This window comes from Flavobacterium undicola, assembly GCF_009909155.2.
Classification (GTDB): Bacteria; Bacteroidota; Bacteroidia; order Flavobacteriales; family Flavobacteriaceae; genus Flavobacterium; species Flavobacterium undicola.
Genome location: NZ_JAAAPM020000031.1, coordinates 12,955 through 30,488 on the forward strand (window position 1 = coordinate 12,955; position 17,534 = coordinate 30,488).

At 33.4% G+C, this 17,534-nt stretch carries 13 protein-coding genes; 4 read left to right on the top strand and 9 right to left on the bottom strand.

What is annotated here, in order from left to right; translation table 11 throughout:
- Positions 1–17: 17 nt before the first annotated feature.
- From GTZ96_RS15285 to GTZ96_RS15310, 6 genes are all read right to left on the bottom strand, one after another.
- Positions 18–326, bottom strand: coding sequence for a thioredoxin family protein (locus tag GTZ96_RS15285; protein ID WP_161644800.1), 309 nt, complete (start codon positions 324–326; stop codon positions 18–20).
- A 211-nt stretch (positions 327–537) separates the two neighbouring features.
- Positions 538–1,176, bottom strand: coding sequence for a peroxiredoxin (locus tag GTZ96_RS15290; protein ID WP_161644781.1), 639 nt, complete (start codon positions 1,174–1,176; stop codon positions 538–540).
- A gap of 134 nt (positions 1,177–1,310) precedes the next feature.
- Entirely contained in the window at positions 1,311–2,906 is a 1,596-nt protein-coding gene (locus GTZ96_RS15295) for a glycoside hydrolase family 3 protein (RefSeq protein WP_161644782.1), read from the bottom strand.
- A 26-nt stretch (positions 2,907–2,932) separates the two neighbouring features.
- A complete protein-coding gene (locus tag GTZ96_RS15300) occupies positions 2,933–3,757 on the bottom strand; it encodes a KilA-N domain-containing protein (RefSeq protein ID WP_161644783.1) in 825 nt (274 codons plus the stop codon).
- Positions 3,758–3,885: 128 nt separating this feature from the next.
- Entirely contained in the window at positions 3,886–5,145 is a 1,260-nt protein-coding gene (locus GTZ96_RS15305; RefSeq protein WP_161644784.1) for an MFS transporter, read from the bottom strand.
- The gene (locus GTZ96_RS15310) at positions 5,129–6,709 is read right to left on the bottom strand and encodes a glycoside hydrolase family 10 protein (RefSeq protein WP_161644785.1); all 1,581 of its coding nucleotides are present in this window, start codon (positions 6,707–6,709) and stop codon (positions 5,129–5,131) included. The genes GTZ96_RS15305 and GTZ96_RS15310 overlap by 17 nt, the downstream gene beginning before the upstream one ends.
- Before the next feature lie 764 nt (positions 6,710–7,473).
- Between GTZ96_RS15310 and GTZ96_RS15315 the strand changes: the two genes are divergently transcribed.
- The 3 genes from GTZ96_RS15315 (at position 7,474) to GTZ96_RS15325 (ending at position 12,529) form a co-directional block, all read left to right on the top strand.
- Positions 7,474–10,437, top strand: coding sequence for an FAD-binding and (Fe-S)-binding domain-containing protein (locus GTZ96_RS15315; protein ID WP_161644786.1), 2,964 nt, complete (start codon positions 7,474–7,476; stop codon positions 10,435–10,437).
- A gap of 232 nt (positions 10,438–10,669) precedes the next feature.
- Complete coding sequence (locus GTZ96_RS15320) at positions 10,670–12,097, top strand: hypothetical protein (protein ID WP_161644787.1); 1,428 nt, start codon at positions 10,670–10,672, stop codon at positions 12,095–12,097.
- Positions 12,098–12,223: 126 nt separating this feature from the next.
- Entirely contained in the window at positions 12,224–12,529 is a 306-nt protein-coding gene (locus tag GTZ96_RS15325) for a hypothetical protein (RefSeq protein WP_161644788.1), read from the top strand.
- A 209-nt stretch (positions 12,530–12,738) separates the two neighbouring features.
- On the opposite strand, the gene GTZ96_RS15330 is transcribed toward GTZ96_RS15325, so the two are convergent.
- Positions 12,739–13,407, bottom strand: coding sequence for an FAD-binding oxidoreductase (locus GTZ96_RS15330; protein ID WP_161644789.1), 669 nt, complete (start codon positions 13,405–13,407; stop codon positions 12,739–12,741).
- A 353-nt stretch (positions 13,408–13,760) separates the two neighbouring features.
- On the opposite strand from GTZ96_RS15330, the gene lpdA reads away from it, so the two are divergent.
- Positions 13,761–15,164: a dihydrolipoyl dehydrogenase gene (gene lpdA, locus GTZ96_RS15335; protein WP_161644790.1), complete on the top strand. Its 1,404-nt coding sequence runs from the start codon at positions 13,761–13,763 to the stop codon at positions 15,162–15,164.
- Between the two features lie 61 nt (positions 15,165–15,225).
- On the opposite strand, the gene GTZ96_RS15340 is transcribed toward lpdA, so the two are convergent.
- Both GTZ96_RS15340 and GTZ96_RS15345 read right to left on the bottom strand, forming a co-directional pair.
- Positions 15,226–15,606 carry a DoxX family membrane protein gene (locus GTZ96_RS15340; RefSeq protein ID WP_161644791.1) on the bottom strand — a complete coding sequence of 127 codons (381 nt, stop codon included), beginning with the start codon at positions 15,604–15,606 and terminating at the stop codon, positions 15,226–15,228.
- A gap of 970 nt (positions 15,607–16,576) precedes the next feature.
- Positions 16,577–17,467, bottom strand: a complete 891-nt coding sequence (locus tag GTZ96_RS15345; RefSeq protein ID WP_161644792.1) for a DUF4349 domain-containing protein — start codon at positions 17,465–17,467, stop codon at positions 16,577–16,579.
- Positions 17,468–17,534: the final 67 nt, after the last annotated feature.

Sequence of the window (17,534 nt, forward strand, 5' to 3'; positions counted from 1 at the left end):
GTGTTTTACTCGATTTGTTATACAATTTCGTTCACTAAATCAATCAGTACTTCTTGTTTGTTAGTTTGTGTTTCGTTTACCAATTTTCCGTTTACAAAAGTAGCAAAGGTTGGTAAGTTGCTCACATTGGCTAATTTTCTGGACTCTGGAAAATTTTCAGCGTCAACTAGTGCAAAAGTGATAGATTCATTTTCAGTAGCCAGTTTTTTGAATTTTGGTTTCATAATACGGCAATTGCCACACCATGATGCCGAAAATTGAACTACTACTTTTTCGTCTTTTGTTATTAAATCAGCTAGCGTATCTTCGTTTAATTCGATTAACATAGGTTTAAAAATTTCAATATCAATTTCAATGTCAAAAATCAATTTTTGAATGATGCAATTTCAAGATAAGTTTTTCAACATTGAAATTGTTATTGATTTTTGCGATTGCAATTGAGATTATTGTTATTGTTTTTTGGAGTTTTTTTAAATTAATATTCAATGGCAAAGTCAAATTGATTTTTGAAATTGCCATTGATATTGTTTTTGGAAATTAGTTAGCGCTTAAGTATTGAGCAGTACTGTTTCTGTCAGCAGTCATTGCTTCTTTACCAGCTTCCCAGTTAGCAGGACAAACTTCACCTTTAACTTGAATGTGCGTGTAAGCATCAACCATACGCAAGTACTCGTTTACGTTACGACCTAATGGCATATCGTTTACACTTTCGTGGAAAATTTTTCCAGTTTCATCAATTAGGTAAGTAGCTCTAAAAGTTACGTTAGATCCTTCGATGATTACTGAATCAGTTTCTTCACTGTATTCTGTAGAATCGATATCTAAAATTCCTAAAATGTTAGCTAAGTTTCTGTTAGTATCAGCTAAAAGTGGGTAAGTAACTCCTTCGATTCCACCGTTGTTTTTTGCAGTGTTTAACCAAGCAAAGTGTACTTCGTTAGTATCGCAAGAAGCACCAATTACAATTGTGTTTCTTTTTTCAAATTCTGGTAAAGCAGCTTGAAAAGCGTGTAATTCAGTTGGACAAACAAAAGTAAAATCTTTTGGGTACCAAAACAAAAGTACTTTTTTGTTGTTGTTTACTGCTTCTTCAAAGATATTGATTTTTAAATTATCACCCATTTCTGAGATAGCATCTACTGCAATACTTGGGAATTTTTTTCCTACTAATGACATATTATTTGTTTTTAAAGTTATTATTTGTTGCTGCAAAAATAAGCCTAAAAAAGATTTATAAGTAATAGCAGTTGATTATTAATATTTATTTAATAATAACATTTACTTATAGTAAGCTTGTTTTTGATTTTACATTATTGAATATCAATTGAAACGGGCAGTTTACCCACACATTCCGAATTCGATAAAAATTGATTCGCTGCATTGATTTGAAATTCGCTGAAATCCTGATACACCTCAATAAGCCTTGAAGCCTTAGTTAAATTAGGAATTAAAGGCAAGGCATACGGATTTCCAAAAACGTAAACAACGCATTTTTTTGTAGCCAATAATTTTTCTAATAATTCAAAAATTGAATTATCAATTTCAAATTTATTCAAAGGTTTTGCCTTTGGAACAAATAACGAAATAATAAGATAATCAAAGGATGCTGCTATTTTTTCGAAAGTTACAAAATCAAAATCCAATATCGATTCAATCGCAAATTGAGGACAATGCAATTTGGAATTGATAGTTTTTGAAAAATCATTTTCCGCATTTTTATAGATAGACAATTGTGCTACTTTTTGTTCTTGATTTGCTTTTTGGATAGTTTCGAAATCAATAGTATCAATCACTTTTGTGATGCTAAATTTGGCAATTTGAGCGTTTAAAGCTGAGGCTTTTTCAAAATTTAGTTTTGCATTATTTTTTTCTAATTGAAATAAACCTACTTTTTCTTTGCATTTCCAAATTCGATTAAAACTTTCGTCAATGCGCTCCGCAGAAGCATTTTCTAAAATGGTTTGAATTCCTTCAGGAACATTTTCGGCAAAACACAATACATCGTTTCCGGCGTTAAAAGCTTCCCATTCCAGTTGGCCTTTAATGTTGTATAATTTCGAAACACTGTGCATGTTCAAGGCGTCTGAAATCACCAAACCATCATAACCCAATTGTTCTCTTAAAAGCGTTTGGATAATATTTTTAGACAAGGTTGCCGAAGTGTCTTTTCCTTCATTCAAAGCCGGAACAGCCAAATGTCCAATCATAATCGAATCGACATCATTTTCGATTCCTTTGATAAATGGATACAATTCGTTCGCTAATAATTGTTCCAGATTTTCTTCTAAAATAGGCAATCCTAAATGCGAATCGACATTGGTATTTCCGTGTCCCGGGAAATGTTTCAAACAGCCTAAAACGCCTGCGTTACTCATTCCACGTAAATATTCGAGCGCAAAATTGGCGACTTTATTTTTGTCTTCGCCAAAAGAGCGATAACCAATAACAGGATTGTTTGGATCATTATTGATATCAGCTAAAGGAGCCAAATTATAATGAATTCCCGCCGATTTTAAGTCTAATGCAATTTGTTTTCCAACTTCGTAAACCAACTCTTTTTGTTCTTCCGGTAAAGCGCCAAGCGTAATAGCATAAGGATATTGCGGTGTTTTTTCGACACGCATTGCTAAACCCCATTCGGCATCAATGCTCATTAAAAGAGGAGTGGAAGCGCATTTTTGATAACGGACAATTAATTCTTTTAATCGAAGGTAACTGTCATCGTTAAATTCAATTTTTTTCTTCGATTCATAATTCGTTGCAGCACTGGCACGACTGTGAAAAAAAGTCAATCCACCAATATTGTATTTTCTAATTAGTTCTTCGGTTGCTTGGATATTTTCTTCGCTGTCATTGATAAAAACAGCAGGAAAAAAGAATTGTCCTATTTTTTGTTTTAATGTCATTATTGAGAATTTAGCATTGGTAAGATTTATTTCAATTTACCCAATGCGTTGGTATTGATAAGGGATTTCATTTGGCTAATAGCAATTTCATTCAGTTTTATAAGCCGTTCTTGTTGTGTTATTTCTTGTTGAATTAGCATTGCATTGATACTCTCAAGATTGGATAATACGACCAATTGTTCGATTGTAGCGGTATCTCTAATATTTCCTTTTTCGTTTGGATTTTCGGTACGCCATTCTTTGGCTGTTTTACTAAATAGCGACACGTTTAGTATATCGGCTTCGTCGGCATAAATAAAATTCTTTTGATTCGCTGTTAAACTTATTGGAATTAGATTTTCTTTTATAGCATCGGTATGAATTCTATAATTGATTTTTGAAATGGTTCTTTGTAAATTCCATTCAAGTTTTTTGCTACTGTTTTCTTCTTCTTTTAGACGTTGAAACTCTTTTATTAGATAAAATTTAAATTCAGCACTTAACCAAGTTGCAAATTCAAAAGCAATATCTTTATGAGCGAATGTACCTCCATACCTACCAGTTTTGGAAATAATTCCAATAGCATTAGTAGTTTCAATCCATCTTTTTGGAGTTAACGAAAAACTATTAGATCCAGCTATATTTTTAATTCCATCGAATTCGATGGAATTAAAATTTGGATTATTAAATTTTTCCCACAATCCAATAAATTCAATTGTACTTCTGTTTCTCATCCAGTTTTGAAGAATATAATCACTACGTTCCTCATCACGGTGTCTGGCAATATCAGTCAAGGATATAAAATCTTCTTTATTATCCTCGTATAAAACAATATCTATCCCCTGTACACTTATTTTTTTGTTTTTAGCCATATTATCTATGCTTAGATATTAATTCTGCCTGACTTTTAATTATGGCAAATTTGCCATATTTTGTTTTTTCTAACCCCGTCGAATTCGACGGGATTAAAATTATCATTTTGCCAATGTCAATAAAAACACTATTCCACCTTCTTCCCAAAATCCTTTGGATAAATCAAAAATCGGGATAAAATTAATCCCGGAATAGTAGCTGTTAAAACCCAAATAAAGAAGTTGCCATACCCTAAATATTCCTGAATGTATCCGCTAAGCATTCCTGGAAGCATCATTCCTAATGCCATGAAACCAGTGGCAATGGCATAATGTGAGGTTTTTGATTCGCCTTCAGCAACGTAAATTAAATACATCATGAAAGCAGCAAAACCAAATCCATAACCAAATTGTTCCAGAATAACTACTGCATAGATGTAATAAACCGAAGCAGGATGAAAATGAGCCAACAATATAAAACCAATAATAGGTAAGTGCATCGTTAAAATCATTGGCAACATCCATTTTCCTAAACCTTGTTTTGAAATCGCTATTCCTCCTAAAATTCCACCCACAGTAAGTGCAATTAATCCGAAAGTTCCATATATGATTCCTACATCTTCAGTTTCTAATCCTAAACCGCCAACATCAGTTTTATCAACTAAAAAAGGAGTAAGCATTTTAAGTAGTTGTGATTCTCCTAAACGGAATAAAAGGATGAAAGCAAGTGTCAATCCGATTTGTTTCTTTTTGAAAAAACTGGCAAAAACAGTCGCGAAATTCTTCTCTTCGGTTTCTCCTGCTTTAATTGGTAATTCGGTTTTTGGAGTAGCAAAATAGTTGTAAATCGTTAAAATTGACATTACTAATCCAACAAAAATCATTGTATAAGACCAGGCTTTTTGATTGTCGCCATACAGATGTTCTAAATAACCCGCTAATAGAATGATTAATCCATTTCCAGTTAGCATCGAAGCTCTGTAAAAAGTGCTTCGGATTCCTAAAAAGAACGATTGTTGATCCTTAGTTAAGGCTAATAAATAAAAACCGTCACTGGCTACATCATTTGAAGCAGAAGCAAAGGCAGCGACCCAAAAAACAGCTAAACTCAAGATGAAAAACTGACTCGTTGGAATAATAAAACCAACAATTAAAAAGGCAATGGAAATGAATAATTGCATACTCAAAAACCATTTTCGTTTAGTGCCGTGTAATTCAATAAATGGACTCCATAACGGTTTAATTACCCAAGGCAAGTACAGTAAACTGGTGTATAAACCAATGTCTTCATTGCTAATTCCAAGGTTTTTGTACATCAATACCGAAACGGAAATTATAATTACATACGGAAAACCCGAAGCAAAATTTAATAATGGAATCCAAAACCAGGGTTTATTGTCTGTCTTCATTTTTAGTTGCGCTTTGATTGGTTGAATTTTGATTGTTTGCTTTCAATAAGGTTGCCTGACTTTCGTTTCCAAAGTAATCTATAAAAGTTAGCGCACAGTTATTGTGTTTTTCAAGATACAGTTTTGGTATAGTGATAGCAATACTGTCTTTAGTTTCTTTAAAAGCAATTTTATCAATAATTTGGCTTGGATCATTAATATTAATCAGCGTTTTATTAGTAGTACCATAAACCATTACATAACGAATTTTACTTTGTATTGGAAAACTCAAAGTAATGACAGCATTGTAACTTTGATTGTTTATATTAGTGATATAAGGGATGTCTACAACTTCTCTTTTTGAATTTGGAACCACAAAAGCTAAGGCTGGATATTGGTATTGATTGTCTTTTAGCAATTGCGTTACTGCATTGTTTTTGTTTACAAAAGACTTGGCGCTAAAAAAAGCATTTCCATTAATGTTTTTAAAGCTGCGGGTTAAATCGATTTGATTTGGGATTTCATTTGGATCGAACCATTTTTTATCCGAATCGGCGTTGATTTTATAACTTCCATTACCAATGTAAAGTGCAGTATTTTTGTTGGTGTTCTCTGACCACCATTTCGATAGTTTAGCATAAGAAGCTTTCGGATGGTCTATGCTCCAATACAACTGCGGCAAGATATAATCGACATAGTTATCTTCCATCCAGGCCATTGGATCGGCATACAAATCGTCATAGTTGGTTTGTCCGGCTTGTGTATCAGAACCTCTTGGATCCACCGATTTATTTCTCCAAACGCCAAACGGACTAATACCAAATTGAACCCAAGGTTTTAGTTTTTTGATAGTTTCATAAGTGTTTTTCAGGTAAACATTAACGTTATCACGACGCCAATCTTCAAGACCTAAACCTTTACTGTATTTTTTATAAGAAGCAGTATCATTAAATACTTCTCCTTTTATTCTGTACGGATAAAAATAATCATCAAAATGAATTGCATCCACATCATATTTTGTAACTATTTCGTCCACAACAGCTATTAGATGTTCTTGAACTTCAGGCAGCGCCGGATTGTAATAGTATTTTCCACCGTATTTAATCATCCAGTCAGGGTGCTTGATCACATCGTGGCTTCTACTCAATTCAGAAGTGTTTAAATCCATCGTTGCACGGTAAGGATTTAACCAGGCATGAAATTCAAATCCGCGATTGTGCGCTTCAGTAATCATCCAGTCCAATGGATCGTAAAAAGGGAAAGGCGCCAGTCCTTGCTTGCCGGTTAGGTATTTAGACCAAGGCGCTAAATTAGTTGGGTACATGGCGTCGCCTACGCTACGAATTTGCACTATAACTACATTGTAATTCAGTTTTTTATAAGTGTCTAAGATTTCAATGAAATCGGCTTTTTGTTTTTCGACAGCATCGGTATTAGTTATTGGCCAATCAATATTGGCAACTGTTGCAATCCAAACGCCTCTGAATTCGTTTTTAGGATTGGTGATTTTTTGCTGTGCTTGGCTGTTGCCAAAAGACAGCAACAAAACAGAGATAAATAAGCAGATTAGATTTTTGTGATTCATTGAATGCGATGTTTTACAGTTACCAAAAATAGTTTTTTTAGCGAAGTTTAGCAGCTTAATTAGGATTAATTTTCCTTATGTTTTTAGTCTTGCAATTTTTTTGCCAAAATCAGAATTACACTATTCTTTATTCTTTTAATTCGATTTGGTAAATTAAATGAATACTATTTTTTGCCACGGATTTCAAAGATTTAAACGGATTTATTTCTGTTAATCTGTTAAGGTTGTGTTTGATAATTAACAAATGCGTTTGTCAGTTCGAGGTATAATTTTTATTCTAAAAAAAAGCAATATAAAATAACGTTTTACACTTGTATTCTATGGATAAATCAAATTACTATTTATTGTCCTTAGCTTCCGCAGTCGAGTGTCAAATGTTTGAAGAATACGCAAAAAGAAAAGCTGTTTGATCCGCCGCGGCGGAGAGTTCTTTTCTTTTAGACTCGAGCCGAAGGCGAACAGAGCAAAGCTAATTCGAAAACTAATTTGACCGACGAGGAAGTGTAAGACTTGAAATCGAAGATTCATGAATACCGAAAAACAATAAGAGCGCATGAATATTTTTTTGTTTCTTTTTTGATCAAGCAAAAAAGAAAATTGGTAAATCAATTTTTTTACTTTTGATAAAAATGTCTGTCTGCCCAAAGGCAGGTATCGAGAACAAGAAAATTTATAATCAAAAAACACTTTCAACCAACAGGTATATTTATATTTGTCAAATAATTTTTGAATAATATTTTAAGATACCCTAAGATAGTCCACATATGTCTCATTCACATTCGTTAAAGCAATTGTCCGATTCTTTAGAAGGAACACTTTTATTTGATAATCTTCATAAAACATTATACGCTACTGATGCTTCGGCATACCGAATTGTTCCTTTGGCGGTAGCTTTGCCCAAAACGACTGAGGATATTGTCAAGTTAGTGCGTTATGCAATTGACAATAAAACGACATTAATTCCCAGAACTGCCGGGACTTCCTTAGCTGGACAAACTATTGGAGACGGAATTGTGGTAGATGTATCAAAACATTTTACAAAAATTGTCGCTTTTGATGCGGAGAAAAAGACGATTACAGTACAACCAGGTGTGATTCGGGACGAATTGAATTTGTATTTAAAACCACACGGATTGTTTTTTGGACCTAATACGTCTACTTCTAATCGTTGTATGGTAGGAGGAATGGTGGGGAATAATTCTTCGGGAACAACTTCTATCCGTTACGGAGTGACCCGTGATAAAATTATTGAGATAAAAACGGTGTTGGCCGATGGTTCTCAGGTAGTTTTTAATACCATTACTTCGGCTGAATTCGTAGAAAAAACCAAAGGAGATTCACTTGAAAATTCGATTTATACAGAGCTTTATGAGGAATTGTCCAATGAAGCCAACCAGCAAGAGATCATAAACGAATTTCCAAAACCGGAAATCCACAGACGAAATACCGGTTATGCGGTTGATGTTTTATTAAAATCGGATTTATTTGGTGGTACTGAACCAACAATAAATGTGGGTAAGTTGCTTTGTGGTAGCGAAGGAACACTGGCTTTTACAACCGAAGTGACTTTGCAATTAGATGATTTACCGCCAACAAACAACATCATGGTGGTAACTCATTTTGAGAGTATTCAAGAGAGTTTAGAAGCAGTAATGATTGCCATGAAGCATCATTTGTACACCTGCGAAATGATTGATGATATCATCTTAGATTGTACCAAACACAATAAAGAGCAAAGTAAAAATCGCTTTTTTATTCAGGGTGAACCCAAAGCGATTATGATGTTTGAAGTGGCTTCCTATATTAATATGGATGAGGCCGAAAAACAGGCTGATGCTTTGATCAAAGATTTAGAAGACAATAATTTTGGTTATGCTTCGGTAAAATTATATGGAGCAGATGTTGATAAAGTAAACGAACTCCGCAAAGCGGGTCTTGGACTTTTAGGAAGTATTGTGGGCGATGATAAAGCAGCCGATTCTATTGAAGATACAGCAGTGGAGTTGAGTGATTTACCTAATTATATTGCCGATTTTTCGGCTATGATGAAACGTCACGGACAAGACGCCATTTATTATGCACATGCCGGAGCGGGCGAATTGCACCTACGTCCCGTTTTGAATTTAAAGACGAAAGAAGGTGTTTACCAATTTAGAAACATCGCTACCGAAGTGGCTATTTTGGTAAAAAAATATAGAGGTTCGTTAAGTGGAGAACACGGTGACGGAATTGTAAGAGGTGAGTTTTTACCTTTTATGATTGGCGAAAAAAATTACGAATTACTCAAACGTATCAAATTAGCATTCGACCCGAATTCGGTATTGAATATGGGGAAAATTGTCAATGCGCTAAAGATGGATGAGAATTTCCGTTTTGAAACTGATAGGGTAGAACCGGATATTCAAACCATTCAGGATTTCTCAGACAGTATGGGGATTTTAAGAGCTGCCGAAAAATGCAATGGTTCCGGCGATTGTAGAAAATTACCTTCGGCAGGAGGAACCTTGTGTCCTAGTTATCGCGCTACCCGCAATGAAAAAGATACAACCCGTGCCCGTGCAAACGCTTTACGCGAATATTTAACGCATTCTGAAAAAGATAATAAATTCAATCACAAGGAATTGTATGAGGTTTTTGAATTGTGTGTGAGTTGTAAAGCCTGTGCCAGCGAATGCCCGTCTAATGTGGATGTGGCGACTTTAAAAGCGGAGTTTTTGTACCAATACCAAAAAGCAAATGGTTTTTCATTTCGAAATAAAATCTTTGCTAATAATGCCAAAATGAATAAGATGGGAAGTCTTTTTCCTGCCTTGACTAATTTTGTTTCTAATCTTTCCATTGTGAAAAAAGGAATGGGAGTAGCGCAGCAAAGAGAAGTTCCGTTGTTAGCCAAACAGACTTTTAGAAAATGGCTTAGCAATAACAATGTCAATAACAATGTCAATAACAATGTCAATAACAATGTCAATAGCAATGGTAATGACAATAAGAAATATCCAAATGGAAAAGTAGTTTTGTTTTGCGATGAATTCACTAATTATTATGATGTGAATGTTGGGATTGATGCCTTCGAATTGTTGACAAAATTAGGTTACGAAGTGATTGTTGTGGAACATGAAGAAAGTGGAAGAGCTTATATTTCGAAAGGATTTCTGGAAGAAGCTAAAATGATCGCCATTAAAAACGTCGCTACTTTTGCACCTATTATTTCAGACGATTGCCAGTTAATAGGAATTGAACCTTCGGCAATATTGACTTTTAGAGACGAATATTTAAGATTGGCAGAAGACAAAACTGCGGCTCAAAATTTAGCTAAAAACGTTTTGACTATCGAAGAGTTTTTCAAGAAAGAAATTGGAGCAGGAAAAATCCATGCAGGACAATTTTCAACCAACGAAAAACAAATTAAAATTCACGGACATTGTCACCAGAAATCATTGAGTGCTGTCGAAGCTACTTTTACGATGTTGAATCTACCTAAAAACAATTCGGTTACTATTTACAACTCCGGTTGTTGCGGGATGGCGGGTTCTTTTGGATATGAAGAAGAACACTACGAAATAAGTATGCAAATGGGAGAAGATACTTTGTTCCCAAAAATTAGATCAACTGATGCTGATGTAGATATTGCCGCAGCAGGAACTTCTTGTCGTCATCAAATTTTTGATGGTACCAGTCGAAAAGCCCAGCATCCAGTTTCTATTTTAAAAAGTTGTTTGAGGAATTAAATTTCAATAGCAATTGCAATATCAATTTCAATTTCAAAAATCAATAGTAAAAAGAGCTATTCTTCTATAAGGAGTTTAGCTCTTTTTTTGTGAGTTGTTTTGGTGTTTTGTTTATATGAAAAAATAAGAATAAACGTATTTTTGTTTTGCATATTAAGAAAAGTTGTATAAACTTGTATGTGTTTATGAGTTACAAGCAATTTTTGCAAAAAAAATGACAAAAAATTAAATTATGAAAATTAGTGAGATTTTTAATCTAAACAAATCTCAAGCTGAGCTTGACTTTGTTAATATTGATACCAATGAAGATTTACCACTATTTTTAGACCCTTTCTTTTTGGGAAAAAAACAAGATAATTGGTCAATTGATGCTACATTAACTTTAAGAAGTTTTTTTCAACGTGTTATAGATTTGATTAGAAACGGAAATGAAGATGAGGCAAAAGAATTATTTGACCATCTTCACGAGCCAAATTCTACTTGTTTAGGAATGTCAGTTGGAAATCCAAGAGGTCGCGGTGTTGGAAATCAAGATACTGATAAAATTTACGACAGTTTACTAAGAAGTAGAGCTATCCAAACAGGATTAATTCAAGACATTGAAGATAATATTTTGTTTGTAGATAATTTTGGAAAAGATAAATTATCAGATATGACAACCAATATAATTACTTCACATTTGATAACTTATACTCAGAATCAATGTAATCTTCACAACATTCTATTAACTCCTGGTATTTCTTCTGATTATTTTTGGAATAGACGAACAGATGAATGGGAAATTGAACATACTGAGATGCTTGTTATAAATGATCGAAAAATTCTATTAATTCCTAAAGGAATAGTTTCTTTTTGTAAAGGCTACACACCTGATAAATATTATAATCACTTTGTTTTAGAGTGTTTACAAAACGAAAACTTAAGGTTACAAACCGCATTAGTTCAAAGAAAAAACAATGGTGCGCATTTCGTTACTAAAAAAAGTATTAAAGAAATAAATCCACAATCAAAAGGTTTTTTGAGACGTTTCACTTTACAGCACCCAGAAGTATTAGAACAATTTAAAGATGAAACTGATATAAAATCCTTAACAAATATTGAAATTACGGATATTGATATTACACAAATTACACAAGATTTGATTGTTAGGTTGCAAGCTATCCCACCAGGAACTGATTCTGCTTCAGATTTTCATAACATAATTATTGGAATATTAGAATTAGTATTCTATCCTCATTTAATAAATCCAATAAAAGAAAGGGAAATTCACGAAGGAAGAAAAAGAATTGATATTACTTTTGATAACGCAGCCAAAATTGGTGTTTTTTACAGATTATCAGAAAACCATAAAATTCCTTGTCCATTCATATTTATCGAATGTAAAAACTATAGTCGAGATATAGTAAATCCTGAACTTGACCAAATTGGCGGTCGTTTTTCTGTAAACAGAGGACAAGTAGGATTTATTATTTGTAGACAAATTGATAATTTTGAACTATTTATGAATAGATGTAAAGATACTTTTCGAGATGGTCGTGGTCTGATTATTCCACTAGTTGATAATGACATAATTCAACTTTTACAAAACTATGACAATTGGAATACAGCATATACTGAAAGGTTTTTATCTGACAGAATTAGAGAAATAACTATAAGTTAAAAAAAAGAACTGTGCTGATTTACCAAAATCGTTAGCGTAGACCCGACCGCGCAGATTTACCACAATTGTTAGCGCAGAATTGTATTCTGTACTCGCAAAGATTTTCAAAACAAATTTTAACTAGCAATGAAAAAGCTATTCACATTAAAAAATATATTAATTGGGATGGGATTAATTGTCTTTGATTTAGCTGTGTATCTTTTTCTTGGGGTGATGTTAATGGGGTATGATGATTTTTATGAGGAAAGTAAAGGAGAATATGGAAGTCTGGAAAGTATGACTTTTTGGCAAAAAACAAATTATATTAGTTTGAATTTATGGAATTTGATTAATATAATTTTCATTGTCTTTTTAATATATAAAATAGTAAATAAGATAAAGAATAATAACTTTAGAAATAAAATTCCTGACCACACTGATTTAACTCAATAGTTACACAATTCCGTTATGTATAGAGATAGTGCCCACAAATCTTAATAATGTGAAAAAAGTTTTAACCGCAAAGTTCGCAAGGTTTTATAAAGAAGTTTAAATAAAACGCAAAGTTCACAAAGTGCTGCGAACTTTGCGTTTTCTCAATATATCAACAGAAAAAGCCTTGCGAACTTTGCGGTAAAATTGAAATAAGTATTTATACTGTTTTATTTTTCAAAAACAACTTCATCAGCAGTTGCACCCAATTCAATCAATAAATTGCTGATGTTTTTTACAAAAGCAGATGGCCCACAGATGTAAAAATGTTGACTGAAATCGGCAATATTTTCTATCAGGTATTTACGGTCTATTCTTTTACCCACAAATCCGGTGACGTTTTCCCGGGTAAAGATATTTATGAAATCATCGTTGAGCATTTCTTGTAATTCCTTAGCTATGATAACATCTTCCGAGGTTTTGTTGGAGTAGATGAGTCGGTTTCCTTGTAGTTGGTTTTTTTGGTACAAATCCCTGAAAATAGCAATAAAAGGAGTGATTCCTGCACCTCCGGCAATAAATATTCCCGGTTTTTTGTATTGAATGGCTCCCCAAACATCGCGAATAATCAATTCGTCTCCTTTGTTAACACGACCTAACATGGCTGTAACCCCTTTATGGTCGTTGTAAATTTTAATGATGAATTCGAGATGGTTCTCCTCTCCCAGGCAGGTAAATGTAAAAGGTCTTAATTCATCTTTCCATTCCGGTAGATTGATGGAAACTTCTGTTGCCTGACCGGGAATGAAATGATATCCTTCCGGTTTTTCAACAACAAAACGTTTTACATCATGGGTGATAAAAACAGCTTGCAAGACTTTAACAACATAATTATCCATAAGTAATTGTTTTAGATGGTTAAGACTCAAGTGGATACCAAAACTTTAAAAATGAGTATTAAATTTACGAAAAATGATTAAGTTTTGTGTGATTACAAGTGGTTAAATTGTTGGTTTTTAGTTTTATAGTTTATTTTAAAAATTCTTTTTAATGTTTATTATAAATGATAGCTCAATTGCAGGGCGTAATTTTATATTAAATCTAGCCATTCATTTGTAAAGATATCAGTCTTAAAGAGCTTAAATTGATTACAAAAACTAACAAAATATCTCATTTTTTAAACTTTAAACAAAACATAATTCCCTATTTTTGCTCTTCGAGATTTTAAAAAAATAATAAAAAACAATATACTATGAATTCATTTGACGTAGTCGTTATAGGTTCTGGACCTGGAGGATATGTATCAGCGATTCGTTGTGCGCAACTAGGCTTCAAAACAGCCATTATCGAAAAATATTCCACACTTGGAGGAACTTGTCTTAATGTAGGATGTATTCCTTCAAAAGCTTTGTTGTCTTCTTCTCATCATTATGCTGAAATTGCTCATTTTGCAGATCACGGAATCGAAGTTTCGGGAGAAGTAAAAGTGAATTTAGAAAAAATGATTGCTCGTAAAACGGCAGTTGTGGATCAAACTTCTGGTGGAATCAACTACTTGATGGATAAAAATAACATTACTGTTTTTAATGGTTTGGGGTCTTTTGTTGATGCTACACACGTTGCTGTTGCAAAAGCAGATGGAACTTCAGAAACTATAGAAGCGAAACATACTATTATAGCAACAGGTTCTAAGCCATCTTCTTTGCCTTTTATCTCAATTGATAAAGAAAGAATCATCACTTCTACTGAAGCTTTAAATTTAAAAGAAGTGCCAAAACACCTTGTAATCATTGGAGGTGGAGTTATCGGAATCGAATTAGGTCAAGTGTATTTACGTTTGGGTGCTCAGGTTTCGGTTGTGGAATTCATGGACAGAATTATTCCGGGAATGGATGCTTCTTTGTCTAAAGAATTGACAAAAGTCTTGAAAAAACAAGGAATGAAATTCTATACTTCTCACAAAGTACAATCAGTGGAAAGAGCTGGTGATGTAGTTACTGTGAAAGCAGAAAATGCAAAAGGAGAAGTAATTACTTTAGAAGGAGATTATTCATTAGTTTCTGTTGGTCGTCGTCCATATACTGATGGATTGAACGCTGAAAATGCAGGAGTTAAAATTTCTGAAAGAGGTCAAGTTGAAGTAAACGATCATTTACAAACTTCGGCTTCTAATATTTACGCAATTGGTGACGTAGTACGTGGTGCGATGTTAGCTCATAAAGCGGAAGAAGAAGGAACTATGGTTGCTGAAATATTAGCGGGTCAAAAACCACATATTGATTATAACTTAATTCCTGGAGTAGTTTACACTTGGCCGGAAGTTGCGGCTGTTGGACAAACAGAAGAGCAATTGAAAGCGGCTGGCGTAGCTTACAAATCAGGAAGTTTCCCATTTAAAGCTTTAGGACGTGCAAGAGCAAGTGCTGATTTAGATGGTTTTGTAAAAATCCTTGCTGATGCTAAAACGGATGAAGTTTTAGGTATTCACATGATTGGAGCCAGAACAGCTGATTTAATTGCTGAAGCGGTAGTAGCAATGGAATACAAAGCTTCTGCTGAAGATATTTCAAGAATGTCTCATGCACATCCTACATTTGCGGAAGCAATAAAAGAAGCAGCATTAGCAGCAACTGACAATAGAGCGTTACACATTTAAAAATCAGTTCCTTTTTATATAAAAAAAACCCGTTTCTTATGAGACGGGTTTTTTGTTTTTTTTAACCATTCATTTTAAATAATCCTTCATAGTTATGCCAGTGGCTATAAATTAGAAATACGTTGCCTGCAAAAACAGCAATAGCTATAGGTAAGTCGTGTGGGTTTAAAAAATAATTGATTAATAAAATATTGATAATCACTGGGAAAATGATAATATTGGCTAAGGTGGTAAATTTTCCTGATACAAAGGATAAACCACATAAAAATTCAATTGATTTAGCTAATGGCATCAAATAAGTTGAGGCAATAAGACCCACTTGAAATGCTTTGAAATCACCTGTTGAAACGGGTTCCGGATTTGAGAGGACAAAATAACTGATAGAAGTACAAAGGAATATAGCTCCCATTAACGTACGAACAATAAGAGTTGCGATTTTCATGATATATAGGTTTTATTGGTTAACAAATCACAAAATTCTGTTGCGGTTCAGCACTTTCATTCGTAGTAAAAACTCTCCCTAGATAACCGTCTAAATCAGAAAAACAAGCTTTTTTTAACTATGTAACGATTAATAATCGTTGTATGTTTTTGTAGCTTATAGTAAATTTACAAAAAAAAGAACTGATTTTTCTGATATAGAAGAATTATTATTTAATAAAATGTTAATTTGATAATCAATTAATTGTTTGTTACAGTAAATGGAGTGGAATTAGGTTGTTTTTGGCTTTTATTTCCTTGTGATAAATTGGGTAATGTGTATTCGTTTTGAGTGGGTAATTAGTTTTTGATGATAATTTTTCGTCAGTTCGAGGTATGATTTATTCAAAAAAGCAATATAAAATGACGTTGATATTTTGTCAATTGTAAATTAAATTGTTTTTTTTCTAGGGTTTTAGTTGTCCTTAGCTTCCGCAGTCGAGTGTCAAATGTTTGAAGAATACGTAAAAAGAAAAGCTGTTTGATCCGCCGCGGCGGAGAGTTCTTTTCTTTTAGCATTCGAAAACTAATTTGACCGACGAGGAAGCGTGAGACTTGATTTTTTTGTTTCTTTTTTGATCAAGCAAAAAAGAAAATTGGTAAATCTAATTTTTTACTTTTAATAAAAACTTCATTGGTAGTGATCCCACTTTTGGGCGGGATCGTATCGAGAACAAGAAAAATATCATTAAAACAAGGTTCTCGATATCTGCCTGTGGCAGACAAGCATTTTTTGTGTAGTCCCGATTTTTCGCGACTACACAAAAAAAAAAACACTACCAATGACGTTTTTATTAAAAAATGGTTCTTGATACAAATTTTCAGAAAAAGCTATCGCATTTTCTGAAAATTCACTCGAACTGACGAGAAGTTATAACGTCATTTTATATTACTTTTTTAGAATAAAAATTACACCTAAGGGGTGTTATAAGTTATTCTTTTTGGTAATACTTTTTATAAAGCAAGAATCCACCAAAGCCTATTAATAGTAACCACCAAATTTCAAAAACAAATACAATAATATCAAGCAAAACATTCCAGCCTGCTTTTAGAGAATCGAGTAGGCGTATTCCAATGTTGGGTTTATAGTGATTGTAATCTTTGGTATTGGCAATCATTTCTTGTTTGATCGATTCGCGTTGGTATATTTGGATAGTCAGTGTGCTAAAATTAACCTGATCCTGGATGGACAGGTTTTCTAATTTCGCTGCGTCTTTTTGTTCTTTTTGGTTTGCCAAGTTATTTTCAGCATCTATCACATCATTGATTTTTTTGCCTTTGGTATCAATCGCTTTTTCTACTCTTTTTTCTTTGTTGGCACTTCTTTCTTGTGAGAGTTGGTTCGAAAGTATTTTTAGCGAAACATCATCCGCTTTTATGACGCGATAATTTAGAAAGTCAATTTGTTTGGCGATGCATTTTATAACCGTATCCAAACGTTTGTTAGGTACTCGAATTGTGATGTTGTTTTCAATATTGTATCGAATGGATTCCAGCGTGCTGTCCTGGCTTATTTTGGTTTCATATTGATCAATAATGTTACTTTGTAAGTTGGTGTAAGTAACAAATCCATCAAATTTATTGGTGATGTTTTCAATAGCATAAGTAGTTTGGGGAACATTTTTCACTTTGAATTTCAAGTCGGCCGTACGAACGAATTTTCGGGTACTGTCTTTTTTTTCTACTGCAGCAGAAGAAGAAATAGCAGCTTCAGTAACAATATTATTTGTTGCTAGTTCTTCTGGCGCTTCACTTTTTTTACAGCTAATCATTAATGTCGTAAAAGTGAATAGTAGCAAACTACTTTTTACAATTTTGTTCATAGATTTTTTCTTTTAGAGTGGATGATTTTTTGATTGATTGTTCGCGAAATTTTAGGCCTGAATTTCA

What these genes read in the sequence shown, in the direction of transcription:
- GTZ96_RS15310 (WP_161644785.1), bottom strand. Translation starts at nt 6,709, where the DNA reads ATGAATCACAAAAATCTAATCTGCTTATTTATCTCTGTTTTGTTGCTG.
- GTZ96_RS15340 (WP_161644791.1), bottom strand. Translation starts at nt 15,606, where the DNA reads ATGAAAATCGCAACTCTTATTGTTCGTACGTTAATGGGAGCTATATTC.
- lpdA (WP_161644790.1), top strand. Translation starts at nt 13,761, where the DNA reads ATGAATTCATTTGACGTAGTCGTTATAGGTTCTGGACCTGGAGGATAT.
- GTZ96_RS15320 (WP_161644787.1), top strand. Translation starts at nt 10,670, where the DNA reads ATGAAAATTAGTGAGATTTTTAATCTAAACAAATCTCAAGCTGAGCTT.
- GTZ96_RS15345 (WP_161644792.1), bottom strand. Translation starts at nt 17,467, where the DNA reads ATGAACAAAATTGTAAAAAGTAGTTTGCTACTATTCACTTTTACGACA.
- GTZ96_RS15330 (WP_161644789.1), bottom strand. Translation starts at nt 13,407, where the DNA reads ATGGATAATTATGTTGTTAAAGTCTTGCAAGCTGTTTTTATCACCCAT.
- GTZ96_RS15325 (WP_161644788.1), top strand. Translation starts at nt 12,224, where the DNA reads ATGAAAAAGCTATTCACATTAAAAAATATATTAATTGGGATGGGATTA.
- GTZ96_RS15290 (WP_161644781.1), bottom strand. Translation starts at nt 1,176, where the DNA reads ATGTCATTAGTAGGAAAAAAATTCCCAAGTATTGCAGTAGATGCTATC.
- GTZ96_RS15305 (WP_161644784.1), bottom strand. Translation starts at nt 5,145, where the DNA reads ATGAAGACAGACAATAAACCCTGGTTTTGGATTCCATTATTAAATTTT.
- GTZ96_RS15300 (WP_161644783.1), bottom strand. Translation starts at nt 3,757, where the DNA reads ATGGCTAAAAACAAAAAAATAAGTGTACAGGGGATAGATATTGTTTTA.
- GTZ96_RS15315 (WP_161644786.1), top strand. Translation starts at nt 7,474, where the DNA reads ATGTCTCATTCACATTCGTTAAAGCAATTGTCCGATTCTTTAGAAGGA.
- GTZ96_RS15295 (WP_161644782.1), bottom strand. Translation starts at nt 2,906, where the DNA reads ATGACATTAAAACAAAAAATAGGACAATTCTTTTTTCCTGCTGTTTTT.
- GTZ96_RS15285 (WP_161644800.1), bottom strand. Translation starts at nt 326, where the DNA reads ATGTTAATCGAATTAAACGAAGATACGCTAGCTGATTTAATAACAAAA.